At 52.1% G+C, this 25,071-nt stretch carries 23 protein-coding genes; 11 read left to right on the top strand and 12 right to left on the bottom strand.

The window, feature by feature from the left end; all coding sequences use genetic code 11:
• Positions 1-64 precede the first annotated feature (64 nt).
• Positions 65-1,276: a 23S rRNA (cytosine(1962)-C(5))-methyltransferase RlmI gene (rlmI, locus tag ACLJRH_RS16200; protein ID WP_000140488.1), complete on the top strand. Its 1,212-nt coding sequence runs from the start codon at positions 65-67 to the stop codon at positions 1,274-1,276.
• Positions 1,277-1,333: 57 nt separating this feature from the next.
• The gene (hspQ, locus tag ACLJRH_RS16195) at positions 1,334-1,651 is read left to right on the top strand and encodes a heat shock protein HspQ (RefSeq protein WP_000561983.1); all 318 of its coding nucleotides are present in this window, start codon (positions 1,334-1,336) and stop codon (positions 1,649-1,651) included.
• A gap of 44 nt (positions 1,652-1,695) precedes the next feature.
• Here hspQ and ACLJRH_RS16190 read toward each other — a convergent pair whose 3' ends face one another.
• Positions 1,696-2,109: a CoA-binding protein gene (locus ACLJRH_RS16190; RefSeq protein ID WP_001537782.1), complete on the bottom strand. Its 414-nt coding sequence runs from the start codon at positions 2,107-2,109 to the stop codon at positions 1,696-1,698.
• Positions 2,110-2,282: 173 nt separating this feature from the next.
• Here ACLJRH_RS16190 and ACLJRH_RS16185 point away from each other — a divergent pair, with 173 nt between their 5' ends.
• A complete protein-coding gene (locus ACLJRH_RS16185) occupies positions 2,283-2,945 on the top strand; it encodes a DUF2057 family protein (protein WP_000847729.1) in 663 nt (220 codons plus the stop codon).
• Between the two features lie 94 nt (positions 2,946-3,039).
• Complete coding sequence (gene mgsA / locus ACLJRH_RS16180; protein WP_000424187.1) at positions 3,040-3,498, top strand: methylglyoxal synthase; 459 nt, start codon at positions 3,040-3,042, stop codon at positions 3,496-3,498.
• A gap of 35 nt (positions 3,499-3,533) precedes the next feature.
• Here mgsA and helD read toward each other — a convergent pair whose 3' ends face one another.
• Positions 3,534-5,588 (bottom strand): DNA helicase IV, encoded by a 2,055-nt coding sequence (gene helD, locus ACLJRH_RS16175; protein WP_023137047.1) that lies wholly within the window; start codon positions 5,586-5,588, stop codon positions 3,534-3,536.
• A gap of 123 nt (positions 5,589-5,711) precedes the next feature.
• Between helD and ACLJRH_RS16170 the strand changes: the two genes are divergently transcribed.
• Positions 5,712-6,158, top strand: coding sequence for a YccF domain-containing protein (locus ACLJRH_RS16170; RefSeq protein ID WP_001261222.1), 447 nt, complete (start codon positions 5,712-5,714; stop codon positions 6,156-6,158).
• Between the two features lie 18 nt (positions 6,159-6,176).
• Positions 6,177-8,330 carry a YccS family putative transporter gene (gene yccS / locus ACLJRH_RS16165; protein WP_023137048.1) on the top strand — a complete coding sequence of 718 codons (2,154 nt, stop codon included), beginning with the start codon at positions 6,177-6,179 and terminating at the stop codon, positions 8,328-8,330.
• Here yccS and ACLJRH_RS16160 read toward each other — a convergent pair.
• Positions 8,317-8,922, bottom strand: coding sequence for a TfoX/Sxy family DNA transformation protein (locus ACLJRH_RS16160; RefSeq protein WP_001202375.1), 606 nt, complete (start codon positions 8,920-8,922; stop codon positions 8,317-8,319). The two genes, yccS and ACLJRH_RS16160, sit on opposite strands and share 14 nt — an antisense overlap.
• 216 nt (positions 8,923-9,138) lie before the next feature.
• Between ACLJRH_RS16160 and sulA the strand changes: the two genes are divergently transcribed.
• Both sulA and ompA read left to right on the top strand, forming a co-directional pair.
• Positions 9,139-9,648 (top strand): SOS-induced cell division inhibitor SulA, encoded by a 510-nt coding sequence (gene sulA / locus ACLJRH_RS16155; protein WP_000288732.1) that lies wholly within the window; start codon positions 9,139-9,141, stop codon positions 9,646-9,648.
• Positions 9,649-10,004: 356 nt separating this feature from the next.
• The gene (gene ompA, locus ACLJRH_RS16150) at positions 10,005-11,057 is read left to right on the top strand and encodes a porin OmpA (protein ID WP_001562588.1); all 1,053 of its coding nucleotides are present in this window, start codon (positions 10,005-10,007) and stop codon (positions 11,055-11,057) included.
• Positions 11,058-11,128: 71 nt separating this feature from the next.
• On the opposite strand, the gene matP is transcribed toward ompA, so the two are convergent.
• On the bottom strand, positions 11,129-11,581 hold the full coding sequence (gene matP, locus ACLJRH_RS16145) for a macrodomain Ter protein MatP (protein WP_000877172.1): 453 nt from the start codon (positions 11,579-11,581) through the stop codon (positions 11,129-11,131).
• 185 nt (positions 11,582-11,766) lie between these two features.
• Between matP and ACLJRH_RS16140 the strand changes: the two genes are divergently transcribed.
• A complete protein-coding gene (locus ACLJRH_RS16140) occupies positions 11,767-13,527 on the top strand; it encodes a Lon protease family protein (RefSeq protein WP_000156458.1) in 1,761 nt (586 codons plus the stop codon).
• A gap of 68 nt (positions 13,528-13,595) precedes the next feature.
• Entirely contained in the window at positions 13,596-14,114 is a 519-nt protein-coding gene (gene fabA, locus ACLJRH_RS16135) for a bifunctional 3-hydroxydecanoyl-ACP dehydratase/trans-2-decenoyl-ACP isomerase (protein WP_000227928.1), read from the top strand.
• A gap of 99 nt (positions 14,115-14,213) precedes the next feature.
• Here the strand turns inward: fabA and rmf are convergent, their stop codons facing one another.
• The 6 genes from rmf to rlmKL all read right to left on the bottom strand — a co-directional run bounded on the left by rmf (position 14,214) and on the right by rlmKL (position 22,138).
• Positions 14,214-14,381: a ribosome modulation factor gene (gene rmf, locus ACLJRH_RS16130; protein WP_001537784.1), complete on the bottom strand. Its 168-nt coding sequence runs from the start codon at positions 14,379-14,381 to the stop codon at positions 14,214-14,216.
• Positions 14,382-14,636: 255 nt separating this feature from the next.
• Positions 14,637-15,200 carry a membrane integrity-associated transporter subunit PqiC gene (gene pqiC, locus ACLJRH_RS16125; protein ID WP_000759136.1) on the bottom strand — a complete coding sequence of 188 codons (564 nt, stop codon included), beginning with the start codon at positions 15,198-15,200 and terminating at the stop codon, positions 14,637-14,639.
• Positions 15,197-16,837, bottom strand: a complete 1,641-nt coding sequence (gene pqiB / locus ACLJRH_RS16120; protein WP_000433412.1) for an intermembrane transport protein PqiB — start codon at positions 16,835-16,837, stop codon at positions 15,197-15,199. Before pqiB ends, pqiC begins: the two co-directional genes overlap by 4 nt.
• A 4-nt stretch (positions 16,838-16,841) precedes the next feature.
• Complete coding sequence (gene pqiA, locus ACLJRH_RS16115) at positions 16,842-18,095, bottom strand: membrane integrity-associated transporter subunit PqiA (RefSeq protein ID WP_000333143.1); 1,254 nt, start codon at positions 18,093-18,095, stop codon at positions 16,842-16,844.
• Between the two features lie 14 nt (positions 18,096-18,109).
• A complete protein-coding gene (locus ACLJRH_RS16110; protein ID WP_000053043.1) occupies positions 18,110-20,017 on the bottom strand; it encodes an ABC transporter ATP-binding protein in 1,908 nt (635 codons plus the stop codon).
• Between the two features lie 12 nt (positions 20,018-20,029).
• Positions 20,030-22,138, bottom strand: coding sequence for a bifunctional 23S rRNA (guanine(2069)-N(7))-methyltransferase RlmK/23S rRNA (guanine(2445)-N(2))-methyltransferase RlmL (gene rlmKL / locus ACLJRH_RS16105; protein ID WP_001086481.1), 2,109 nt, complete (start codon positions 22,136-22,138; stop codon positions 20,030-20,032).
• Positions 22,139-22,236: 98 nt separating this feature from the next.
• Between rlmKL and ACLJRH_RS16100 the strand changes: the two genes are divergently transcribed.
• On the top strand, positions 22,237-23,346 hold the full coding sequence (locus ACLJRH_RS16100; RefSeq protein WP_023136397.1) for a YcbX family protein: 1,110 nt from the start codon (positions 22,237-22,239) through the stop codon (positions 23,344-23,346).
• On the opposite strand, the gene zapC is transcribed toward ACLJRH_RS16100, so the two are convergent.
• Complete coding sequence (zapC, locus tag ACLJRH_RS16095) at positions 23,343-23,885, bottom strand: cell division protein ZapC (protein ID WP_001220671.1); 543 nt, start codon at positions 23,883-23,885, stop codon at positions 23,343-23,345. The genes ACLJRH_RS16100 and zapC overlap by 4 nt on opposite strands.
• Positions 23,886-24,051: 166 nt before the next feature.
• A complete protein-coding gene (pyrD, locus tag ACLJRH_RS16090; RefSeq protein WP_000291723.1) occupies positions 24,052-25,062 on the bottom strand; it encodes a quinone-dependent dihydroorotate dehydrogenase in 1,011 nt (336 codons plus the stop codon).
• Positions 25,063-25,071: the final 9 nt, after the last annotated feature.

Here is a 25,071-nt window from a genome sequence, read left to right as displayed (position 1 = left end):
TTTCACGGTCCCTGGCTGGAGCTATCATCCGGCTCGCGTTACTGTTTGTGAGAGGTTACTCCGCATGACTGAATCTACATTTTCGCAATATCCCCGTTTAGTCCTCAGCAAAGGGCGAGAAAAATCTTTACTCCGCCGCCACCCATGGGTCTTTTCCGGCGCCGTATCCCGCCTGGAAGGCAAAGCCAACCTCGGTGAAACTATCGATATCGTCGACCATCAGGGAAAGTGGTTAGCACGCGGCGCCTGGTCGCCAGCATCCCAGATCCGCGCGCGCGTCTGGACATTTGATAAAGCAGAATCCATTGATATTGCGTTTTTCACCCGCCGCCTGCGCCAGGCGCAGCAGTGGCGCGACTGGCTGGCGAAAAAAGACGGCCTGGATAGCTATCGTCTGATCGCCGGTGAGTCCGATGGCCTGCCTGGCGTCACTATCGATCGTTTTGGTCATTTTTTGGTGCTGCAACTGCTCAGCGCCGGGGCCGAATATCAACGCGCCGCATTAATTAGCGCTCTGCAAACATGCTATCCGGATTGCGCTATTTACGATCGCAGCGACGTCGCCGTGCGGAAAAAAGAAGGGATGGCGCTGACGCAAGGCCCGGTCACTGGCGAACTGCCGCCTGCGCTTCTGCCAATTGAAGAACACGGTATGAAATTGCTGGTCGATATCCAGGGCGGCCACAAAACCGGTTATTATCTTGATCAGCGCGACAGTCGTCTGGCGACGCGCCGCTACGTGGAAAATCAGCGGGTACTGAACTGCTTCTCTTATACCGGCGGTTTTGCCGTGTCGGCATTAATGGGCGGTTGTCGCCAGGTTGTCAGCGTGGATACCTCACAGGATGCGCTGGATATCGCCAGGCAAAACGTTGAACTGAACCAACTGGATTTGAGCAAAGCCGAATTCGTGCGCGATGACGTGTTTAAGTTGCTGCGCGCTTACCGTGAACACGGCGAAAAATTCGACGTCATCATCATGGACCCGCCCAAATTCGTCGAAAATAAAAGCCAGTTAATGGGTGCCTGCCGGGGCTATAAAGACATTAACATGTTAGCGATTCAACTGCTCAATCCGGGCGGCATACTGCTGACATTCTCTTGCTCCGGACTGATGACCAGCGATTTATTTCAGAAAATCATTGCCGATGCCGCAATAGATGCCGGTCGTGATGTACAATTTATAGAGCAGTTCCGTCAGGCCGCCGATCACCCGGTGATCGCCACCTACCCGGAAGGGCTGTATCTGAAAGGGTTTGCCTGTCGCGTCATGTAACTTGAAAAGTGGAATAGTATCCTCATATAAAGGGTATCTATTTCCCGGGAGGTGACTATGATAGCCAGCAAATTCGGTATCGGCCAACAGGTCCGCCATTCCCTGTTAGGTTACCTCGGAGTGGTCGTCGATATCGACCCGGAATATTCGCTTGATGAGCCGTCGCCTGATGAACTGGCGGTTAACGACGAACTTCGCGCCGCTCCGTGGTACCACGTGGTAATGGAAGATGATGATGGTCAGCCAGTGCATACTTATCTGGCCGAGGCCCAGTTGCGAAGCGAAATGCGGGACGAGCATCCAGAACAGCCATCGATGGATGAACTGGCGCGAACCATTCGCAAGCAGCTTCAGGCACCGCGACTACGTAACTGATTGTATTTAAAAGGCCGGAGAGCGATATCCGGCCTTTTAAACTTTTATTTCGCCAGCCCCAGGCGAGGGATCTCAATCGCCGGACAACGATCCATCACCACGGTCATGCCTGCATCCCGCGCCAGTACCGCCGCCTGTTCGTTGATCACACCAAGCTGTAGCCACAGCGTTTTTGCGCCGATGGCGATAGCTTCCTGTGCGACGCCCCATGCAGCTTCAGAGTTGCGAAAAACATCCACCATATCGACTTTTTCGGGAATGTCCGCCAGCGTGGCATACCCCTGTTGCCCCAGCAATGTCTTACCCGCGACTTTTGGCGCAACCGGAATCACATGGTAACCCTGCTCAAGCAGGTATTTCATTACCCGATAACTTGGACGATCGGGTTTATCGCTCGCACCTACCAGCGCGATAGTGCGAGTGGACGTCAATACATCAGCAATATCGGTCTCTTTCATCATCTTTCTCCTGGCTGTTTTGCAAAGTGTACGACAAACCTGACATAGCAACCATTCATCCCATACCGATGTATGAGAGCAAAACGCCAAAATATGTCTATATGTTAGTAAACATGATCTAAGAAAAATTTCGATACATTATTAGCCAGACGGCCTTTGGACAGGAGAACCTTATGAAAACCGGCGCGCTAACCACCTTCCTTGCTCTCTGTTTGCCGGTGACTGTTTTTGCCACAACGCTCCGTCTGTCGAATGAGGTTGATCTGCTGGTGCTGGACGGCAAAAAGGTGTCCAGCTCTTTATTACGCGGCGCAGAGAGCATCGAACTGGAAAACGGGCCGCATCAACTCGTTTTCCGGGTGGAAAAAACCATCCGCCTGCCCGGTAATGAAGAGCGGCTTTATATTTCTCCGCCGCTGGTGATAAGTTTCGATACCCAACTGATAAATCAGGTCAATTTCCAGCTCCCACGGCTGGAAAACGAGCGCGAAGCCTCGCATTTTAACGCGGCGCCGCGTCTGGCGCTTTTGGACGGCGACGCCATGCCCATTCCGGTAAAACTCGATATTCTGGCCATTACTTCTACGGCTAAAGTGGTCGATTATGAAATAGAGACCGAGCGTTATAATAAATCGGCGAAACGCGCCTCGCTTCCTCAGTTCGCCACGATGATGGCAGACGACAGCACATTACTTTCCGACGTCTCAGAGCTTGATACCGTACCGCCGCAATCACAAACTCTGACAGAACAGCGGCTGAAATATTGGTTCCGACTGGCCGACCCGCAGACACGCCATCATTTTCTGCAATGGGCAGAAAAACAGCCGCCCTCTTGATGTGAGTTGTCCCAGCGCGCAATTTTTTTGTCTTTCTCTTGCAGCATCAAGCGCTTCCAGTAATCTGTAGACAGGTTAACTACGGAATCGAATTATGGAACTGACGACTCGCACCTTGCCGACGCGCAAACATATCGCGTTGGTTGCTCACGACCACTGCAAACAGATGTTAATGAACTGGGTGGAACGCCATCAGCCGTTGCTGGAAAAACACGTTCTTTATGCAACCGGCACCACGGGGAATCTGATCCAGCGCGCAACCGGTATGGACGTTAATGCGATGCTGAGCGGCCCGATGGGCGGCGACCAGCAGGTTGGCGCACTCATTTCAGAAGGGAAAATCGACGTGTTGATTTTCTTCTGGGACCCGCTTAACGCGGTACCGCACGACCCCGATGTCAAAGCGCTACTGCGTCTGGCCACCGTATGGAATATCCCTGTCGCCACTAACGTCTCAACGGCGGACTTTATCATCCAGTCCCCGCATTTTAATGACGCTGTAGATATTCTTATTCCGGATTATGCGCGTTATCTGGCCGAGCGCCTGAAATAACCGCTACGCGGGCGGGATGCTGTACCGCCCGCGCTTTAGGCCTTCCTCGCCACTGGCACATCCAGCTGTTTAAGCGCCTCCACAAAGCGCGAGGGATTATCTTTATTGAAAAGCAGCCAGACCCGCGCACGCGCGCGCGTCAACGCCACATATAACAAACGCCGCTCTTCAGCGTCCGGAAAATCCTCAACCTGAGGAAGAAGCGCACTTTCCATAATGGATTCTCGCGCCGGGGCGGGGAAACCGTCGTTACCCTCCTGCAATCCGACAAGAATCACGTAATCGGCCTGTTGGCCTTTGCTGGCATGGATAGTCATGAAGTCTATCTGTAACTTCGGCCAGCGAGTCGCCGCTTTTTGTAGACTCGCGGGTTTCAGATGATGATAGCGCGCCAGCACCAGGATACGTTCATCTTCCTTCGCATAGCCGGATAATTTATCCAGTAACGCGTCCAACTGGCTTTCATCCAATAACGTCACCGCTTTTTTATCGCCTGGGGTCAGACTATTTAACGGTTTTTTAAGCTGGTGCGGATTCTGCTGTACAAAGCGATTGGCAATATCGCCAATCCGACTGTTAAAACGGTACGTGGTGTCCAGGTGGCAATGCTCGCCCTCGCCGAACGTCTGATGAAACGCCGTCGTTAAGGAGAGCTGCGCCCCGCTAAAACGGTAAATCGCCTGCCAGTCATCGCCAACGGCAAACAGCGTAGTCTGGCTATTCTGCTTGCGCAGCGCCTCTAACAGCGCCGCCCGTTGCGGGGAAATATCCTGAAATTCATCGACCAGAATATGCTTCCACGGGCTGATAAAACGCCCTTTTTCGAGGATCACCATTGCCTGATGGATCAGCCCGGAGAAATCAACGGCATTTTCCGCTTTCAACGCGCTTTTCCAGGCCTTTAGCAGCGGCGCCATCAGCTTAATGCGTTTGCCAAACAGCTCGCGGCACTCCTCTGGCGCGCCAGCGATCATTTCTGCCTGCGCGCCGCCGTGCATACGCATCAAACTGACCCAACGATCCAGGCGAGGGGCCAGACGCCGCTGTAATGTCTCATCGTCCCAGAAATTACCTTCCGGCACTACCCACTGCATCTCCTCTTCCAGCCACTGACGCCAGCCTTTGGCCTGCGCTTTTTTCTCGCTACACTGCTGACGCCAGGTGTGCAGAAATAGCTGATGCCGCGCGGTGGCGTCACTTTCCAGCTTACTGACAACCGGCGCTTTTTTACTGCCTTGCTGAATAATATACAGCGCCAGCGAATGGAACGTACGGGCAGTAATCTCTTCCGTATGTAAGCGCTCGCGGATACGCTCATCCATCTCCTCTGCCGCCTTGCGACCAAACGCCAGTAAAAGAATTTGCCCCGCATCGGCTTGTCCGCGCGCCAACAGCCAACCCGCGCGCGCCACCAGCACCGAGGTCTTGCCGCTTCCCGCGCCCGCCAGTACCAGTAACGATGATTCGCCGTTAACCACCGCCCTGGCCTGGGAAGGATTAAGCGGAGAGGATTCTATCTGCGTAAAAAAGTCGGCATGCGCTTCCAGCATGGCATCAGCATACGCCTGATTATGCTGCTGCCGACTTCCCTCGCTATCCTGTAACCAGCCCAGACACTTACGCCATATCTCGCGACAGTGAGCAAACTCCTCCAGACGTGAGACCGGTAGCGGCAAGGCGGCAAACGTCTGGCGAATTTCGTGTTCCAGCCCCCGAACGCGTTCACGGGTAAGCCATTGGTTTTCGCCCGTTCGCTCACTAATACGCGCCCATTGCTCTTGTAATGCCTGCGCGGCGACATCACTCATCTCCTGGCTCCAGCGACGCCAGTGCGCGTCCAGATAGCGATGGAATTGCTGGGTTTCCGACCACTCGGTACCGTGCAAACGCACGACTTTATCCTCCGGCAGGACAAACTCCAGCTCGCCCCATACCAGCCCACGCTTACAGTGAATCGCCAATAACTGATTGAATGGAATAAGATATTCATGCCTGTCGCCAGACACTTTCACCCCAGCGTTGAGGATCACGGCACGATCATACGGGTGTTGCGCCAGACGTTTTCCAAGAGAAGTTGCTTTCAGTTCCATGACTCAGCGAATCCAGACGTAAAGATGTGCTTATCAGTGTAACCGCCAGAGAAAACGTGCTCCAGTCTAAAAAAACGTTACAATTGCCCGCAGTGATAGAAAACCGGAATGAACTGAGGGTTTATGCGTACCGTTCTGAATATTTTAAACTTTGTACTGGGCGGCTTTGCCACTACGCTGGCCTGGCTGCTGGCGACGCTGGTCAGTATTGTGCTTATTTTTACCCTGCCGTTGACCCGCTCCTGCTGGGAGATAACCAAACTGTCCCTGTTCCCTTACGGTAATGAAGCCATTCACGTTGACGAACTTAATCCGGCGGCGAAAAGCGTATTAATGAATACTGGCGGTACCTTGCTGAATATTTTCTGGTTACTTTTTTTCGGCTGGTGGCTATGCCTGATGCACATTGCCTCCGGTATCGCGCAGTGTGTCACTATCATCGGGATACCTGTCGGTATTGCGAACTTTAAAATTGCCGCGATTGCGCTTTGGCCTGTCGGTCGCCGCGTCGTCTCTGTAGAAACCGCTCGCGCCGCGCGAGAAGCTAACGCGCGCCGCCGTTTTGAATGATCGGGACAAATAGCCTTTATGTTAAGTCCGTTGATTCGCCGTTATACCTGGAACAGTACCTGGCTGTATTACATCCGCATTTTTATCGCTCTGTGCGGCACCACCGCCCTGCCCTGGTGGCTGGGCGACGTCAAACTGACCATCCCGCTCACGCTCGGTATGGTTGCCGCGGCGCTAACCGATCTCGACGACCGCCTTGCCGGACGCTTGCGTAATTTAATCATTACCTTAATTTGCTTTTTTATCGCGTCGGCTTCTGTTGAGCTGCTCTTTCCCTGGCCGTGGCTATTTGCGTTGGGCTTAACGTTATCCACCAGCGGGTTTATTCTGTTGGGAGGACTAGGGCAACGCTATGCCACCATCGCGTTCGGCGCGTTACTCATTGCCATCTATACGATGCTGGGTACCTCTTTATATGCGCACTGGTATCAGCAACCACTGCTCCTGCTGGCAGGCGCAGTATGGTATAACCTACTGACGCTAACCGGGCATCTGCTATTTCCGATCCGTCCGTTGCAGGATAATCTGGCACGCAGTTACGAACAGTTAGCGCACTATCTGGAACTGAAATCACGTCTGTTTGATCCTGATATTGAAGATGAAAGCCAGGCGCCGCTCTATGATTTAGCGTTAGCGAACGGGCAGTTAATGGCGACGCTGAACCAAACGAAAGTGTCGTTGTTGACTCGCCTGCGCGGCGATCGCGGTCAACGCGGTACGCGCCGCACCCTCCATTACTATTTTGTGGCGCAGGATATTCATGAACGCGCCAGTTCTTCGCATATTCAATACCAGACGCTGCGCGATTATTTTCGCCATAGCGACGTCATGTTCCGCTTTCAACGTCTGATGTCGATGCAGGCGCAGGCCTGTACGCAGCTGGCGCGCTGTATCTTACTGCGTACGCCGTACCAGCATGATCCGCGTTTTGAACGCGCCTTTACCCACATTGACGCCGCGCTTGAACGTATGCGCGCCAGCGGCGCTTCTTTAGAGCTGTTAAATACGCTTGGGTTCTTATTAACCAACCTACGCGCCATTGATGCGCAACTGGCGACGATCGAGTCGGAGCAGGCCCAAGCAATGCCGCGCAATGAGTCAGAAAACCAGTTGGCTGATGATAGCCTGCACGGGTTTAGCGACATCTGGCTGCGTCTGAGCCGTAATTTTACCCCGGAGTCCGCTCTCTTTCGCCATGCGGTACGCATGTCGCTGGTATTGTGCATCGGTTATGCTCTCATCCAAATTACCGGGATGCGCCACGGGTACTGGATATTGCTCACCAGCCTGTTCGTTTGTCAGCCTAACTATAACGCGACCCGCCATCGCCTTGCGCTCAGGATTATCGGTACGTTGGTAGGCGTTGCGATCGGCCTGCCGATTTTATGGTTTGTCCCTTCGCTTGAAGGACAGTTAGTTCTGCTGGTGATTACCGGCGTGCTTTTCTTCGCATTCCGTAATGTGCAGTATGCCCATGCGACGATGTTCATCACCCTGCTGGTATTACTCTGCTTTAACCTCCTGGGCGAAGGCTTTGAGGTAGCGTTACCGCGCGTCGTCGACACGTTAATTGGCTGCGCTATCGCCTGGGCTGCGGTCAGCTTTATTTGGCCGGACTGGCGCTTTCGCAACCTTCCCCGGGTACTCCAGCGCGCCACCGATGCTAATTGCCGCTACCTTGATGCGATCCTTGAGCAATATCACCAGGGACGGGATAACCGCCTGGCCTATCGCATTGCCAGACGCGACGCGCACAACCGCGATGCAGAACTGGCATCCGTGGTTTCTAATATGTCGAGCGAACCCGACGTCACGGCTGAAACCCGGGAGGCGGCGTTCAGGCTGCTTTGCCTCAATCACACTTTTACCAGCTATATCTCCGCCCTCGGCGCGCACCGCGAAAAGCTCAGTAATCCGGACGTGTTGGGGCTTCTGGATGACGCGGTCTGCTACGTTGATGATGCGCTTCATCATCAACCTGAAGACGAACAGCGCGTACACCAGGCGCTGGAGGGTTTAAAGCAGCGAGTTCAGTCGCTGGAAACACGTCCGGACAGCAAAGAACCTCTGGTTGTTCAACAAATTGGTTTGCTCATTGCCTTACTGCCCGAGATTGGACGCTTGCAACGGCAAATTTCACCGCCGACTTCTACATTAATTACCCAGCCGTAAGCGAATGAGCCCAGTCGGCAAGCTCCTGGCGACGACTCGCCGGGAGCGCCGCTTCATGTACGCCGACAATTGCGCCTTCCAGGGCATACAAAACTTTCACCGTCAGCAAGGGATTGCTTTGTCGCAACCTTAGCCAGCACATTTTCGCGCCCAGTATGCGTAACATATTTTCGTCCTTTATCCCTGACTCATTGAGCAATGTTTCCAGATGGAAGGTCATATTGGGGAGATCTTTGAGTCTGTGCTGTAAAATACGGCTGTGTTTTTCCTTCATTGCCGCGTCAAGAGAATACTTCGATAAACGTACCAGCTGCTGCTGATCGCGCCACAGGCTTTCATCCACCCGGTAATAGTTGAGCATAACGGGACGTCCACATTTCATAAACATGAGCCAGGCGGGAGGATGCTTCACACAGTAGGGTACGCTTTCTTCACAGGCGCGGAGATAAAGCTCGCCATTAGCCACCATCGCAAAGACGGTATCCTCCACGGTCAGACTATAGCTACCGAATAAAGATCGATACTGGATCGTCCCCAAAGAGGCCAAATATTCTTGCGATTTATAGATCCTGTCATAAGAGAGTGCTCTCATAAAATTCCTTTTAAATCATAAAGTAAAAGAATGATTTGCAGTAACGGATCCGTTAATGACGAAAATAGGCAACTTATACTCCGCGAGCAAGATGATTTTTATTTTTGACGCCACTAAGAATAAAAATTGCGAGACAGTTTCCGAAAATAGAGTTGATCTTTCATCGCCACAGGGGTACTGTATGAATATACAGTAACTCACAGGGCTGGATTGATTATGTACACTTCAGGTTATGCAAATCGTTCTTCGTCATTTCCTACCACTACCCACAACGCTGCGCGCACCGCTACGGAAAATGCCGCGGCAGGACTGGTCAGTGAAGTTGTCTACCACGAAGACCAGCCCATGATGGCGCAGCTCCTGCTTTTGCCTTTACTCCGTCAGTTAGGCCAACAATCACGCTGGCAGCTCTGGCTCACGCCACAGCAAAAGCTCAGCCGAGAGTGGGTACAGTCTTCAGGTTTGCCATTAACGAAAGTGATGCAAATTAGCCAGCTTGCGCCTCGTCATACGCTGGAGTCGATGATCCGCGCTTTGCGTACAGGAAATTACAGCGTGGTAATTGGTTGGATGACTGAAGAACTGACAGAAGAAGAACATGCCAGCCTGGTTGAAGCAGCGAAGGTAGGTAATGCGGTAGGGTTTATCATGCGCCCTGTACGTGCGCACGCTTTACCCAGGAGACAGCATTCCGGGCTAAAAATTCACTCTAATTTGTATCATTAAGTAAAATTAGGATTTATCCTGGACTTTTTTTTACGCGAACGCATCTCCTTTGAGTGGTAACGTTTTTTTTGCGAGAAAGCTTGCCAGAAGCGGTTTCCGCAATTTTTGCTGTACGATTTATCATCTGAAACTGTTAAATGATGTGTATATCCATCATGTTTTTTTCACATGTCTGACGGAGTTCACACTTGTAAGTTTCCAACTACGTTGTAGACTTTACATCGCCAGGGGTGCTCAGCATAAGCCGTAGATATCGGTAGAGTAACTATTGAGCAGATCCCCCGGTGAAGGATTTAACCGTGTTATCTCGTTGGAGATATTCATGGCGTATTTTGGATGATAACGAGGCGCAAAAAATGAAAAAGACAGCTATCGCGATTGCAGTGGCACTGGCTGGTTTCGCTACCGTAGCGCAGGCCGCTCCGAAAGATAACACCTGGTACGCTGGTGCTAAACTGGGCTGGTCTCAGTACCATGACACCGGCTTCATTAACAATGATGGCCCGACTCATGAAAACCAACTGGGCGCAGGTGCTTTTGGTGGTTACCAGGTTAACCCGTACGTTGGCTTTGAAATGGGCTACGACTGGTTAGGCCGTATGCCGTACAAAGGCGACAACATCAATGGCGCTTATAAAGCTCAGGGCGTTCAGTTGACCGCTAAACTGGGTTATCCAATCACTGACGATCTGGACGTTTATACCCGTCTGGGTGGTATGGTATGGCGTGCAGACACCAAGTCTAACGTCCCTGGCGGCGCGTCTACTAAAGACCACGACACCGGCGTTTCCCCGGTATTCGCGGGCGGTATCGAGTATGCCATCACCCCTGAAATCGCAACCCGTCTGGAATACCAGTGGACTAACAACATCGGTGATGCCAACACCATCGGCACCCGTCCGGACAACGGCCTGCTGAGCGTAGGTGTTTCCTACCGTTTCGGCCAGCAAGAAGCTGCTCCGGTAGTAGCTCCGGCACCGGCTCCGGCTCCGGAAGTACAGACCAAGCACTTCACTCTGAAGTCTGACGTACTGTTCAACTTCAACAAAGCAACTCTGAAACCAGAAGGCCAGCAGGCTCTGGATCAGCTGTACAGCCAGCTGAGCAACCTGGATCCGAAAGACGGTTCCGTCGTCGTTCTTGGCTTCACTGACCGTATCGGTTCTGACGCTTACAACCAGGGTCTGTCCGAGAAACGTGCTCAGTCTGTTGTTGATTACCTGATCTCCAAAGGTATTCCGTCTGACAAAATCTCCGCACGTGGTATGGGCGAATCTAACCCGGTTACCGGCAACACCTGTGACAACGTGAAACCTCGCGCTGCCCTGATCGATTGCCTGGCTCCGGATCGTCGCGTAGAGATCGAAGTTAAAGGCGTTAAAGACGTGGTAACTCAGCCGCAGGCTTAAGTTTCCGTCTGATAAAAAACCCCGCGTCGCGGGGTTTTTTGCTCTGGTCTGGATGACAACGCCTTTCAGCGTTACTTCTTGCCTAATAACGCCTGTAAATCCTGCTTTAACGTGGTCATTTGCGTGGCATATTTCTCTTTATGCTCCGCGTCTTCTATCAGTTGCACTATCGTTTCGGATAATGTTTTACCGCGTCGCTGCGCAAGGCCTGCCAGACGCTGCCAGACCATAAACTCTAAATCGATAGATTTTTTGCGCGTATGCTGATGTTCCGCATTGAAGTGTCGTTTGCGTCTTGCCCGAATGGTTTGTTTCATCCGATTAAGCAAGGCAGGATTCATATGCCTGTCTATCCAGACATTTACCCGCACCGGTTCATTTTCGAGGGCCAACAACAAATTGACGGCTTCCTGGGCAGCACTGGCTTCCACGTAGCGGGTGATCAACTCCCCTTCGCGGTGCTTTTTCACCAGATATTTCCATTTCCAACCGCTTTCAAGATTTTCAAGTTGTTGATATTTCATTGTGATCCCAATGTTACCGTGTAACTGTTATCAGAATATCAGTTTTTTAGCCATCTGAAGAAAAGAATCTCGAACCTGTGAATGGTTACACGTCTTCATATTACTTTGCATTCGCTTTCCGCGTGTGCAGCGTGACGGGTTAGGCTATAATCCCCCCTTTTACAACAGACTAAAAAACCTCAACTTTGACCATTACGAAACTTGCATGGCGTGATCTGGTTCCGGATAGCGAAAGCTATCAGGAGATATTTGCACAGCCACACGCGACTGACGAAAACGACACCTTACTCAGTGATACTCAGCCACGACTGCAATTTGCGCTTGAGCAGCTTATTCAGCCGTGGAGTTCATCCTCTTTTATGCTGACTAAAGCGCCTGAAGAGCAAGAGTATCTCACTTTACTTTCAGATGCCGTCCGCGCTCTGCAAACCGATGCCGGACAATTAACCGGCGGACATTATGACGTTTCCGGGCATACTGTTCATTACCGCGCCGCGCAGAATGCGCAAGACAACTTTGCCACCGTCACACAAGTCGTCAGCGCGGACTGGGTCGAAGCCGAACAGCTCTTTGGTTGCCTGCGGCAGTATAACGGCGACATTACCCTGCAGCCGGGACTGGTTCATCAGGCGAACGGCGGCGTGCTGATTATTTCCTTACGAACCCTTCTGGCGCAGCCGTTGCTATGGATGCGTCTGAAAGCCATCGTTAGCCGCGAGCGTTTTGACTGGGTGGCGTTTGACGAGTCGCGTCCATTACCGGTCTCCGTGCCATCAATGCCGCTCAAACTGAAGGTGATTCTAGTTGGCGAACGTGAATCACTGGCTGATTTTCAGGAAATGGAACCGGAGCTCGCGGAACAGGCTATCTACAGTGAATTTGAAGACAATTTACAGATAGCGGACGCAGAAGCTATGACCCTATGGTGTCAATGGGTGACGCGTATCGCTTTACGCGATAATTTGCCCCCTCCGGCACCAGACGCCTGGCCCGTCCTGATACGCGAGGCTGTGCGCTATACCGGCGAACAGGATACGCTGCCTCTTTGCCCACTGTGGATAGCCCGCCAGTTTAAGGAGGCATCGCCTTTATGCGAAGGCGATACCTGCGGCGCAGAAGCGCTCAGTCTGATGCTTGCCCGACGCGAATGGCGAGAAGGCTTTCTGGCGGAACGGATGCAGGATGAGATTCTGCAAGAGCAGATCCTGATTGAAACCGAAGGCGAACGCGTTGGACAAATCAATGCGCTTTCCGTCATTGAGTTTCCCGGGCATCCGCGCGCCTTTGGCGAACCGTCGCGAATTAGCTGTGTTGTGCATATCGGCGATGGCGAATTTAACGATATTGAGCGCAAGGCCGAACTTGGCGGAAATATCCACGCTAAGGGAATGATGATTATGCAGGCCTTCCTGATGTCGGAGTTGCAGCTGGAGCAACAAATTCCCTTCTCTGCCTCGTTAACCTTTGAGCAATCCTACAGCGAAGTGGATGGCGATAGCGCCTCAATGGCGGAATTATGTGCGCTTATCAGCGCGCTGGCCAATGTGCCAGTGAATCAAAACATTGCGATTACCGGCTCGGTCGATCAGTTTGGTCGCGCGCAACCGGTGGGCGGGCTAAACGAAAAAATTGAAGGTTTCTTCGCCATCTGCGAGCAGCGGGAATTAAACGGTAAACAGGGCGTGATTATCCCTGCCGCCAATGTCCGCCATCTCAGTCTTAAATCTGAACTGCTGCAAGCGGTTAAAGAAGAGAAGTTCACTATCTGGGCGGTAGACGACGTGACCGACGCCTTACCGCTACTGTTAAATCTGGTGTGGGATGGCGAAGGTCAAACGACGTTGATGCAGACTATCCAGGAGCGTATCGCGCAGGCGACGCAACAGGAAGGCCGTCATCGTTTCCCGTGGCCATTACGTTGGCTGAACGCTTTTATTCCGAACTGATCGGACTTGTTCAGCGTACACGTGTTAGCTATCCTGCGTGCTTCAATAAAATAAGGTTTACATAAAACATGGTAGATAAACGCGAATCCTATACAAAAGAAGACCTTCTTGCCTCTGGTCGTGGTGAACTGTTTGGCGCTAAAGGGCCGCAACTCCCTGCGCCGAACATGCTGATGATGGACCGCGTCGTTAAGATGACCGAAACGGGCGGCAATTTCGACAAAGGCTATGTCGAAGCCGAGCTGGATATCAATCCGGATCTATGGTTCTTCGGATGCCACTTTATCGGCGATCCGGTGATGCCCGGTTGTCTGGGTCTGGATGCTATGTGGCAATTGGTGGGATTCTACCTGGGCTGGTTGGGCGGCGAAGGCAAAGGCCGCGCTCTGGGCGTGGGCGAAGTGAAATTTACCGGCCAGGTTCTGCCGACAGCCAGGAAAGTCACCTATCGCATTCATTTCAAACGTATCGTAAACCGTCGCCTGATCATGGGCCTGGCGGACGGTGAGGTTCTGGTGGATGGTCGTCTGATCTATACCGCACACGATTTGAAAGTCGGTTTGTTCCAGGATACTTCCGCGTTCTAAGTGTTGAATTGATATTCCGCGCTATCGGTATCATGCTTGCAAAACCAATAAAGGCGAAACCTCCGCACTGCGGAGGTTTCTTTTTCTAAAGAGACAGAATCAGGCCATTACCGCCCTGTCCTCCATGGCTTGTCGCCAACCTCCCAACCAGTATGACCGTTGATTCAGCGTCTGATAGGGACACATTTCTTTTGATCGTCCGGCGATGCCGGCCTGATATCCACGTTGATGTGCCCGTTCCAGGCGATCTCGTTTTTGTCTCTTCATGCCTCGTTTCCCTCATATTTGTATCTGGTGGAAAAGAAAACAGTGATTACAAAATGTGCAATCACACTACACGAATACCTCTAAATGGATCGCCCGTCAATGCGCAAAATTCACACCAATGTCATATTTGTGAGCTATACGGTAAATCATTTGTACAAAAAATGTGAGCCATAACAACTATTTTTCCGGCGTCAAAAATAAAAAAACCGCCTCAGGCGCACGACCTGAAGCGGTTAAATTTACATTACTTTTATCTCAGGGAAGGCGCTTTATCTCATCTGCGATAGCGGCTGCTTCCTGACTCCATGCGCTTGCCAGTACTTTGACCATCTCATCATAGCCATCTTTCTGCTGGCTGGCTTCGATATGGAAAGGCCGCTTAATCAGTTGTCCGTTGTGGTTTAATAGCCACTCCCCGCTGACGATAACCTTACCATCGTAACGTCCATGGAATCCGGTTACGGTAACGTTTAACGTATCCTGGGTGGTTCCCAACGGCTGGGAAGCGACGACCCAGCCAGGAAGCCGGGCGCTAAGATTCGCCACCAGCGTGTTACGCAATTGCTGATCCAGCGGGCTGGCCCACAGATTGTTATTGGCAATCACATACTGAACATCACTGGTTTGATACACCACGCCGTTACCTGCCAGATAGTCAGGTACGGAAACCTGCTCTACCCATAAGAGACGGTTGCCCTGGCTTGCGGTGCTTTGCACACCGCTTTGCGCTATCGGGAGCTGATAATAGCTTTTATTCTCTCCGCCGGAGCTACATGACGCCAGCCAGAACGCCATTATCACGACTAGCCATTTTTTCATTGTTTCGCCCTCTTAGGCTCAGGATCTTTTTTATCCTTCGCTTCAAATACCAGCGCGTTGCTCTTCTCGTTCAGAGTTTTCAACACCGGTTGTAACTCACGAAGCACCTGATCGAGACGCTGCATATCCGCCACCATTTTGTTATACGCCGCCGATCCAGGCTGGAAGCCTTGCATACTGCGGTTAAGTTCGCGTAACGTCGTTTGCATATCCGCCGGAAGCTGCTGCATCGACTGACTGGAGGTAATCTTGTTCATATTATCCAGCGTGGTTTGCAGCCGACGCATAGTACGCTGGCTTTCAGACAACGTATTGGTCGCTTGTTCAATCATCGGATTCAGCGGCAGGTTGTTGATCTTATCCAACGTTTCCACCAGTCGCTGTTGAATTTGCGCCAGGCCGCTGCTGACGGTGGGAATAATTTCATAACCATCAAATTCGCGTAGCCCGGTAATCGGCGGTTCCTTAGGATAAAAGTCCAGATCGACATACAGCGCTCCGGTCACCAGATTACCGGTTTTAAGCGATGCACGCAGACCGCGCTTAAGCAGTTCCGCCAAATGCGCGGCAACATCCGCATTTTCTCCCAGTTGCGCTTTCAGACGCTCCGGTTCAATGCGCACCAGCACAGGAATACGGTAATCATCGTTAAATACCTGGCGCATTTTAGACGCAAAGAAAGGCACTTTGCTTACCGTCCCCAGACGAATACCGCGGAACTCCAGCGGCGCGCCAGGTTGTAATCCGCGCACCGAATCTTTAAAGAACATCAGGTAATCGATATGATCGGTGTACAGCGAATCCTGAATACTTTTTTGATCGTCGTAGAGATTAAACGCCGTTTTTTCGGCGACAGGTTGCCCCTGCTCAAGTCCTTCCGGCACATCAAAACTCACGCCGCCGCCAAACAATGTCGTCAACGATCCCATTTCCACGCGCATTCCCGCCGATGTCAGATCCACAGCGATACCGCTATCTTTCCAGAATCGGACATTACTGGTAACCAATCGATCGTTTGGTGCCTTAATGAACAACTGATAACTCATTGTCCGTTTTTGCGGATCGAAAGAGCTGGTTTCAACGGATCCTACCCGATAGCCCCGGAACAGAACGGGATCGCCAGGACTGAGCTGACCGGCCTTTTTGCTGTCCAGAATCACACGAATACCTTTGGCATCGGGCGGCGCCAACGGCGGTGAGTCAAGAAGCTGATAGCTTTCCGGCTGACTGCCCTTACTTCCTGGTTGTAGTTCAATATACGCGCCTGATAGCAGCGTCCCAAGCCCGCTGATGCCTTCACGCCCCACCTGCGGTTTTACGACCCAAAATACCGAGTCTTTATGCAGCAACTTTTCCATACCGGAATGAAGCCGCGCTTTGATTTGTACATGGGTCAGATCGTCAGTCAGCGTCGCGCTTTCAACCACGCCAACATCCACGCTGCGACTTTTGATCGTCGTTTTTCCGCCTTCAATACCTTCCGCATTGGTGGTAATTAAGGTAACTTCCGGCCCCTGGTGGCTGTAGTGATAAAACAGAATCCAGGCTCCGATAAGCGCAGTAACAATCGGGAATATCCAGACAGGCGACCAATTTTTCACCTTTTGTACTTTGGCTTCCCCTTTTTTAGGTTCCATGCTATCAGGACTCCTCATGGCCTGGTTCGTATTCACGATCCCACGACAGACGCGGATCAAAGGTCATCGCAGAAAACATTGTCATTATGACGACTAAAGCAAACATCAACGCACCCATCGCAGGATAAATATTCATTAACCCTCCCATACGCACCAGCGCAGAGAGTACGGCAATGACAAAGACATCAATCATTGACCAGCGCCCCACAAACTCCACTACTTCATAAATAAAATGCATCCGTTCACTGTCGCGCTTACCGTGGCCCTTCGCATCCCAACAAAGCCAGGCAATAGCGATCATTTTTAGCGTCGGCACCATAATACTGGCGAGAAAGATAACCGCCGCCACCGGATAAGACCCCTCGCTCCACAGCAAAATCACGCCAGCCAGAATGGTCGACGGCATTTTAGAGCCCAGTAAGTCGGTAATCATAATCGGCAAAATATTGGCGGGCAGATAAAGCATGATCGAGGTAAATAATAACGCCAGCGTCCACTGCAAACTGTTTTTACGCCGGACATAGCCTTTCGTATGGCAACGCGGACAGACGAGACTCTCCGCAGGCAGGATCGCCGTGCAGCAGGCGCAAGAACGCAAAGACTGCCGGATACCGGTAATCCCCGGCGTTAACGGCTGCGCCAGTGCAGGCTGCGGGGCGATATCATCCCACAACCAGCGGCGATCGACACACTGGAACGCCCGCAGTTGAACGAGACAAAATAAGCACCAGGGAATAAAACTGCTGCCGATGCCGATATCGCCGTAGGCCATCAGCTTAACAAAACTGACCAACACCCCGGCGAGAAATATTTCCGCCATTCCCCACGATTTGAGGAGGAAAAAGATCCTTGCCAGCGTTTTTTTTACCGACAACGGCAGATTGGCGCGGTTGACAAGTAATAGAATGGTCACCAGGCAAAATGCCGGCACCAGTTGGACAAATAATAAAAAGAACGTGCCGAGGCTGGCGTAATCTTCAGAAAACATGACGCCGGGGATTTCCAGAAGCGTGACTTCGCTGGTGACGCCCGCGACATTCATATTCACGAAGGGAAAAAGGTTAGAAAGCAGCAACATAAATAGTGCCGCTAACGCATAGGCGGTAGGACGCTGCCGGGGCGCGTCCCACTCGGTCGTTAACGTTGCGCCGCATCGTGGACATGCTGCTTTTTGCCCATGCGAGAGGCGGGGTAAAGCCACCAGCATGTCGCATTGCGGGCACAATATGTGCTTCGCAGCATGGTGATGTTCACACATAGGCGCTCCTTTCGTTATGCCCCGTTTTTCAGGCCTTCAAGATACTCCCAACGTTCGAAGGCTTGCTCAAGTTCTTGCTCCGCCTGACTTAAATCGGCCAGAACTTTTTGCGTTTGCTCATGGGGTTGGCTAAAAAAGGCCGCATCCGCAACCTGCGCCTGTAGCGCTTCCAGCTTCGCTTCCAGGTCTTCAAGCTGACCGGGTAACAGCTCCAGCTCGCGCTGCAGTTTATAGCTTAGTTTGCTACTGCCACGTTTTACAATTTCTGCTTTAGGGGCAATAACTTCCTCATTTTTTTTCGCCATCGGCTGTTTCGTCGCCAGATGCTGCTCTTGCTGCGCACGCGCATCATGGTAGCCGCCGATATAACGTCCGATTTTGCCGCCGCCCTCGAAAATCCAGCATTCCGTCACTGTATTATCGACAAATTGCCGATCGTGGCTGACCAGTAGTACCGTGCCCTGATAGCCATCAATTAATTCTTCTAATAGTTCCAGCGTTTCGACGTCAAGATCGTTCGTTGGTTCATCGAGAATTAAAAGATTGCTCGGCTTGAGGAACAGTCGCGCCAGCAGCAGACGGTTACGTTCGCCGCCAGAAAGCGCGCGAACGGGCGTCATCGCCCGTTTGGGATGAAACAGGAAGTCCTGCAAATAGCCCAGTACATGGCGCGGCTTACCGTTTACCATCACCTCTTGCTTGCCTTCCGCAAGGTTATCCATCACGGTTTTTTCCGGATCCAGTTCGGCGCGATGCTGATCGAAGTAGGCGACTTCCAGCTTCGTTCCTACGTGGATGCGCCCGCTGTCAGCCTGAAGCTGTCCCAGCATCAGTTTCAGTAGCGTGGTTTTACCGCAGCCGTTCGGGCCAATTAACGCAATCTTGTCGCCGCGCTGCACCTGAGCGGAGAAATCTTTTACCAGTTGTTTTCCTTCTACCTGGTAATCGACATTCTCCATCTCAAAAACGATTTTACCGGAGCGCGTCGCCTCTTCGACCTGCATCTTCGCCGTGCCCATCACTTCCCGGCGCTCGCTGCGTTCACGACGCATCGCTTTTAACGCCCGCACGCGCCCTTCATTACGGGTGCGGCGCGCCTTGATACCCTGGCGAATCCAGACTTCTTCCTGCGCCAGTTTGCGATCAAATTCCGCGTTTTGTAATTCTTCTACGCGCAGCGCTTCTTCTTTCTCCAGCAGGTATTGATCGTAATTTCCCGGATAGGTGACAAGTTTGCCACGATCGAGATCGACAATGCGGGTCGCCATATTGCGAATAAACGAACGATCGTGAGAGATAAAAATAATCGTTCCGTTAAAGGTTTTCAGAAACCCTTCCAGCCAGTCGATAGTTTCGATATCCAGATGGTTAGTCGGTTCATCCAGTAACAATACGCGCGGATTGCTGACCAGCGCCCGACCCAGCGCGGCTTTACGCAGCCAGCCGCCGGAGAGCGACGACAGCGCGGCGTTAGGATCGAGTCCAAGCTGCGCCAGCACTTCATTAATACGGTTTTCCAGCTGCCACAGATTATGATGATCGAGCTGTTCCTGTACGCGCGCCATTTCATTGAGGTTTTTCTCGCTGGGATCGGTCATCACCAGACGGGAAATCTCATGATAGCGCTTGAGGTATTCCGCTTGTTCTTCGATACCTTCGGCGACAAAGTCATAGACGCTGCCCGCAATATTACGGGGCGGGTCCTGTTGCAGACGCGCGACGATCAGATCCTGCTCATAAATAATACGCCCATCGTCCAGACCCTGTTCGCGGTTGAGGATCTTCATCAAGGTGGATTTCCCGGCGCCGTTACGCCCCACCAGACAGACGCGTTCGTTATCTTCGATATGCAACTCTGCGTTATCGAGAAGCGGCGCGTCGCTGAACGACAGCCATGCGCCATGCATACTGATTAATGACATTTACTTTTCCTTTCAGGCGGCGCGGATCAGCCAACAGTTATGAATCTGACGGTTACGGGCAAAATCCGGGGAAAGCGTTTTTTGCGTAATTTCTTGTGCGGTAAGCCCCAGCTCAGCCAGCCCTTCCAGATCCATACGGAATCCGCGCTTATTATTTGAGAACATGATGGTGCCGCCTTTACGCAGCAGGCGTTTTAAATCTTTCATTAACGCAACATGATCGCGCTGAACATCAAACGACTCTTCCATACGTTTTGAGTTAGAGAACGTTGGCGGATCGATAAAGATCAAATCGAACTGTTCATTCGCCTCGCGCAGCCAGCCCAGGCAGTCGGCCTGAATCAGGCGATGCGCGCGGCCACTCAGTCCGTTCAGACGCAAATTACGTTCGGCCCACTCCAGATAGGTGCGGGACATATCCACCGTTGTGGTGCTGCGCGCGCCGCCCAGCCCCGCATGTACGCTGGCGCTGCCGGTATAAGAAAAGAGATTCAGGAAATCTTTGCCTTTGCTCATTTCTCCCAGCATTCTGCGGGCAATACGGTGATCGAGGAACAGACCGGTGTCGAGATAATCCGTCAGATTTACCCATAAGCGCGCATTATATTCGCTGACCTCAAGGAACTCGCCCTTCTCGCTCATTTTCTGATACTGGTTTTTTCCTTTTTGTCGTTCACGGGTTTTTAACACCAGTTTATTCGGCGGAATACCGAGCACTGACAAGGTTGCCGCAATAATATCGAACAGACGTTGCCGCGCTTTTTGCGCATCCACCGTTTTCGGCGGCGCATATTCCTGAATCACTGCCCAGTCGCCGTAACGGTCTACCGCCACGTTATATTCCGGCAGGTCGGCATCATACAAGCGATAGCATTCAATCCCTTCCTGGCGCGCCCATTTCTCCAGCTTTTTAAGATTTTTACGCAGGCGATTAGCGTAATCTTCCGCCACCGTCGCCGGTTTACTGTCCGCCGTGGTTTCCGCAATATGATAGTTTTTCTGCACGCAGTCCAGCGGGCCATTCTTGGCTTTAAACTGTTTGTCGGCACGTAATTGCAGGCTGCCCAGCAAATCGGGCGAAGCGCTGAACAGCGACAGGTTCCAGCCGCCAAACTGATTTTTCATGGTACGGCCCAGCAGACTGTGCAACGCAATCAGCGCCGGTTCGCTGTCCAGACGTTCGCCGTAAGGCGGGTTACTGATCACCGTACCATACGGGCCTTTCGGCAATGGATTACTCAGTTGCGCCACATCTTTCACTTCAAAGGTGATAAGCTCGCCGATACCGGCGCGACGGGCGTTGCTGCGCGCCCGCTCAATGACGCGCGCATCGCTGTCGGAACCGTAGAAATGAGAGGAATACTCCGCCAGTCCCTTACGCGCCCGGGTCTGCGCTTCGGCTTTCACTTCCTGCCAGATAGCCTCGTCATGCTGCGCCCAGCCGCTAAATCCCCAGTGACCACGGTGCAGGCCCGGCGCGCGATCGGTCGCCCACATCGCGGCCTCAATCAATAGTGTCCCCGAACCACACATAGGGTCGAGCAGCGGCGTACCTGGTTGCCAGCCGGAACGCATAACAATCGCTGCCGCCAGCGTCTCTTTAATTGGCGCCAGCCCGGTGCGATCGCGATAACCGCGCAGGTGCAGGCCATCACCACTGAGATCCAGCGCAATGCTGGCAGTTTCTTTATTCAGCCAGACGTTAATACGGAGGTCCGGTGATTCGCGGTCCACATTTGGACGCGGAAGATTTTTCCGCGTAAATGCATCGACAATCGCGTCTTTAACTTTCATCGCGCCATACTGACTATTACGGATGGTGTCGTTCAGGCCGCTGAAATGCACCGCAAACGTCGCGCCAGGATTAAAAATCTCTGTCCAGTTTATCGCCTGAACGCCGAGGTAAAGATCGAGATCGCTGTAGACCTTGCACTCACCCATCGGCAGGATAATACGCGAGGCCAGGCGGCTCCACATCAGGCTCTGGTAAATAAGCCGCGTGTCGCCCTGAAAATGGACCCCACCCTGAACAACCTGACACCCTACGGCGCCCAGTTTTTCCAGTTCAGTTTTTAACAGCTCTTCCAGCCCGCGGGCCGTACTGGCAAACAGAGAATTCATATTGTCACTTTTACGCTAAGAAAATTGTTGCGCATTATAGCTAATCTCACGCCCATGTCATAAAGTTGAAGGCTTATTTTCATTTGAGGGACTGTACGGTGGCGACGTTATCACGGCTCTTTATTCATCCGGTCAAATCCATGCGCGGCATTGGTCTGACTCATGCGCTGGCAGATATCAGCGGCCTGGCTTTTGATCGCATCTTCATGATAACCGAGCCTGACGGCACATTTATCACCGCCCGCCAGTTTCCACAAATGGTACGTTTTACCCCCTCCCCCTTACACGACGGCCTTCATTTGACCGCGCCAGACGGCAGTAGCGCGCTGGTTCGCTTTACGGATTTCACCCTGCAGGATGCGCCGACCGAGGTCTGGGGAAACCATTTTACCGCTCGCGTCGCCCCGACGGCGATTAATCAATGGTTGAGCGGCTTTTTCTCCCGCGATGTCCAGTTGCGCTGGGTTGGGCCGCAGTTGACGCGCCGGGTTAAACGGCATAACGCGGTGCCGCTGGGATTTGCCGATGGCTACCCGTATTTATTGACCAACGAAGCCTCGCTGCGCGATCTGCAACAGCGTTGTCCGGCAGGCGTACAAATGGAACAATTCCGCCCAAACTTAGTGGTTTCCGGCGTAGCGGCCTGGGAGGAAGATAGCTGGAAAGTGCTTCGCATTGGCGATGTGATTTTTGACGTCGTGAAGCCCTGTAGCCGCTGTATTTTTACAACCGTCAGCCCTGAAAAGGGGCAAAAACATCCTTCCGGAGAACCGCTGGCGACACTGCAAGCTTTTCGTACCGCCCAGGACAATGGCGATGTGGATTTCGGTCAGAATCTGATTGCCCGCAATAGCGGCGTCGTTCGCGTCGGCGATGAAGTGGAGATTCTGGCGACAGCTCCGGCAAAAGCTTATGGCGCCACAACGGTCGACGACAGCGTTACGCCAGATAAACACCCGGACGCGAGTGTAACCATCGACTGGCAGGGGCAAACCTTCTGCGGGAATAATCAACAGGTACTACTGGAACAGTTGGAGAATCAGGGAATTCGTATTCCGTATTCTTGCCGGGCAGGTATCTGTGGTTGCTGCCGGATACGTTTGCTGGAAGGCGAAGTAAGTCCGCTGAAAAAATCGGCTATGGGTGACGATGGTACGATTCTGAGCTGTAGCTGCGTGCCTAAGACCGCGTTACGACTGGAAAATTAAACCGCTTGTTCAAGGCTGAAACTGTGACAGTGAACCTGCGGTTTCAGCCTGTCGTTCATAATTTTAATCGCATCGCCAAGCTGCATGGTTCGGCCTGCTATCACCACGCCCGGCTGGGCCAGCAGACACAACGCGGCATTTTCTCCCGGCTCAACGACCAGCAAATTAACCTGTTCCGCCGTATCGCTTAACCAGACGCTTGCGGCATCGCCCGTTCCCGGGGTCCACATTTCGCCATGCGCCACAAAATGCCAGCTTTTTGGCATCTGCGGTTTGAGATAGCGAATCGCCACCAGCGCATTCAACACCAGCTCCGCGCGTTGCTCTTTAGTTAATTCGAAATCCCGGCATTTTTCTTCAAAGGAAAAATAGAGCGCGGCATCATCCACACAAAAACCGGTCGGGCAAAACGCGTCCGGCGTAAGCATTTTACGAGAGAAGCGCGAGCGAAAAAGCATACCATTGGCGAGATCGAGCATCATACGATCGTGCTCTTCATCATAATACCAGCGCCAGTTATCGTCAGGTTTAATTCGCATTGGCCTCTCTCCCGCTTTTAAGCAACTCGTAACAGCATTGTCCTTTCGCCGCTTCGTTTATTACCCCAATAATAAAAGCCTAAAATGTCTAAATAAGCAACAGTGGAGAAATATAAAACAACCAGCGCTGGAAATAAAGCCCTGGTTGTCTGATAAAGGGTAAAGTTTAGATATGCGTTACGATTTCTTTAATCAATGGCGGGCCTTTAAAAATAAAGCCGGAATAAATTTGTACCAGCGTAGCTCCTGCCGCTATCTTCTCGCGCGCGGCGATAACTGAGTCAATGCCGCCGACGCCGATAATAGGCAATTGTCCTTTTAACTCCTGGGATAAACGGCGAATAATTTCTGTGCTTTTTAATTGTAATGGCCGGCCACTTAATCCCCCCGTTTGCTGGCAATTTTTCATTCCTTGTACCAGAGAACGATCGAGGGTGGTATTTGTCGCAATCACCCCATCAATATTATGACGAAGCAGGCTATCGGCAACCTGGATCAATTCTTCTTCACAAAGATCCGGCGCGATCTTTACTGCCACCGGCACATATTTATGATGGATCGCCTGAAGATCGTTTTGCTTATTTTTAATGGCAGTTAACAGATCGTCCAGCGCATCGCCATACTGGAGCGTACGTAGCCCTGGCGTATTCGGCGAAGAAATATTAATGGCGATATAACCCGCATAAGCATAGACTTTTTCCATACAAATCAGGTAGTCATCTTTGCCATTTTCGACAGGCGTATCTTTATTTTTACCGATGTTAATTCCCAGAATACCATCAAAATGGGCTTTTTTAACATTCTCGACCAGGTTATCGACGCCCAGATTATTAAAGCCCATCCGATTGATCAGACCTTCAGCATCCACCAGACGAAAAAGACGCGGCTTATCGTTACCCGGCTGTGGGCGCGGCGTCACGGTGCCGATTTCCAGGGAGCCAAACCCCATCGCGCCTAACGCGTCGATGCACTCCCCGTCTTTATCCAGACCGGCAGCCAGCCCCAGTGGATTTTTAAAGGTAAGTCCCATGCAGGTAACCGGCTTTGTCGGTACTTTCTGGCGCACCAGCGCTTCCAGCGGCGTACCTGTAATGCGGCGTAATTGTTGAAATGTAAATTCATGAGCGCGCTCTGGATCGAGCTGGAAAAGGGCTTTACGAACGAAGGGATAGTACATGAACTCTCC

The organism is Salmonella sp. SAL04162 (genome assembly GCF_046551535.1).
GTDB classification, from domain to species: Bacteria; Pseudomonadota; Gammaproteobacteria; order Enterobacterales; family Enterobacteriaceae; genus Salmonella; species Salmonella enterica.
The sequence above is the reverse complement of the archived record's forward strand: the minus strand, read 5'-3'. Positions and strand labels throughout refer to the sequence as shown.

What these genes read in the sequence shown, in the direction of transcription:
- rlmI (WP_000140488.1), top strand. Translation starts at nt 65, where the DNA reads ATGACTGAATCTACATTTTCGCAATATCCCCGTTTAGTCCTCAGCAAA.
- hspQ (WP_000561983.1), top strand. Translation starts at nt 1,334, where the DNA reads ATGATAGCCAGCAAATTCGGTATCGGCCAACAGGTCCGCCATTCCCTG.
- ACLJRH_RS16190 (WP_001537782.1), bottom strand. Translation starts at nt 2,109, where the DNA reads ATGAAAGAGACCGATATTGCTGATGTATTGACGTCCACTCGCACTATC.
- ACLJRH_RS16185 (WP_000847729.1), top strand. Translation starts at nt 2,283, where the DNA reads ATGAAAACCGGCGCGCTAACCACCTTCCTTGCTCTCTGTTTGCCGGTG.
- mgsA (WP_000424187.1), top strand. Translation starts at nt 3,040, where the DNA reads ATGGAACTGACGACTCGCACCTTGCCGACGCGCAAACATATCGCGTTG.
- helD (WP_023137047.1), bottom strand. Translation starts at nt 5,588, where the DNA reads ATGGAACTGAAAGCAACTTCTCTTGGAAAACGTCTGGCGCAACACCCG.
- ACLJRH_RS16170 (WP_001261222.1), top strand. Translation starts at nt 5,712, where the DNA reads ATGCGTACCGTTCTGAATATTTTAAACTTTGTACTGGGCGGCTTTGCC.
- yccS (WP_023137048.1), top strand. Translation starts at nt 6,177, where the DNA reads ATGTTAAGTCCGTTGATTCGCCGTTATACCTGGAACAGTACCTGGCTG.
- ACLJRH_RS16160 (WP_001202375.1), bottom strand. Translation starts at nt 8,922, where the DNA reads ATGAGAGCACTCTCTTATGACAGGATCTATAAATCGCAAGAATATTTG.
- sulA (WP_000288732.1), top strand. Translation starts at nt 9,139, where the DNA reads ATGTACACTTCAGGTTATGCAAATCGTTCTTCGTCATTTCCTACCACT.
- ompA (WP_001562588.1), top strand. Translation starts at nt 10,005, where the DNA reads ATGAAAAAGACAGCTATCGCGATTGCAGTGGCACTGGCTGGTTTCGCT.
- matP (WP_000877172.1), bottom strand. Translation starts at nt 11,581, where the DNA reads ATGAAATATCAACAACTTGAAAATCTTGAAAGCGGTTGGAAATGGAAA.
- fabA (WP_000227928.1), top strand. Translation starts at nt 13,596, where the DNA reads ATGGTAGATAAACGCGAATCCTATACAAAAGAAGACCTTCTTGCCTCT.
- rmf (WP_001537784.1), bottom strand. Translation starts at nt 14,381, where the DNA reads ATGAAGAGACAAAAACGAGATCGCCTGGAACGGGCACATCAACGTGGA.
- pqiC (WP_000759136.1), bottom strand. Translation starts at nt 15,200, where the DNA reads ATGAAAAAATGGCTAGTCGTGATAATGGCGTTCTGGCTGGCGTCATGT.
- pqiB (WP_000433412.1), bottom strand. Translation starts at nt 16,837, where the DNA reads ATGGAACCTAAAAAAGGGGAAGCCAAAGTACAAAAGGTGAAAAATTGG.
- pqiA (WP_000333143.1), bottom strand. Translation starts at nt 18,095, where the DNA reads ATGTGTGAACATCACCATGCTGCGAAGCACATATTGTGCCCGCAATGC.
- ACLJRH_RS16110 (WP_000053043.1), bottom strand. Translation starts at nt 20,017, where the DNA reads ATGTCATTAATCAGTATGCATGGCGCATGGCTGTCGTTCAGCGACGCG.
- rlmKL (WP_001086481.1), bottom strand. Translation starts at nt 22,138, where the DNA reads ATGAATTCTCTGTTTGCCAGTACGGCCCGCGGGCTGGAAGAGCTGTTA.
- zapC (WP_001220671.1), bottom strand. Translation starts at nt 23,885, where the DNA reads ATGCGAATTAAACCTGACGATAACTGGCGCTGGTATTATGATGAAGAG.
- pyrD (WP_000291723.1), bottom strand. Translation starts at nt 25,062, where the DNA reads ATGTACTATCCCTTCGTTCGTAAAGCCCTTTTCCAGCTCGATCCAGAG.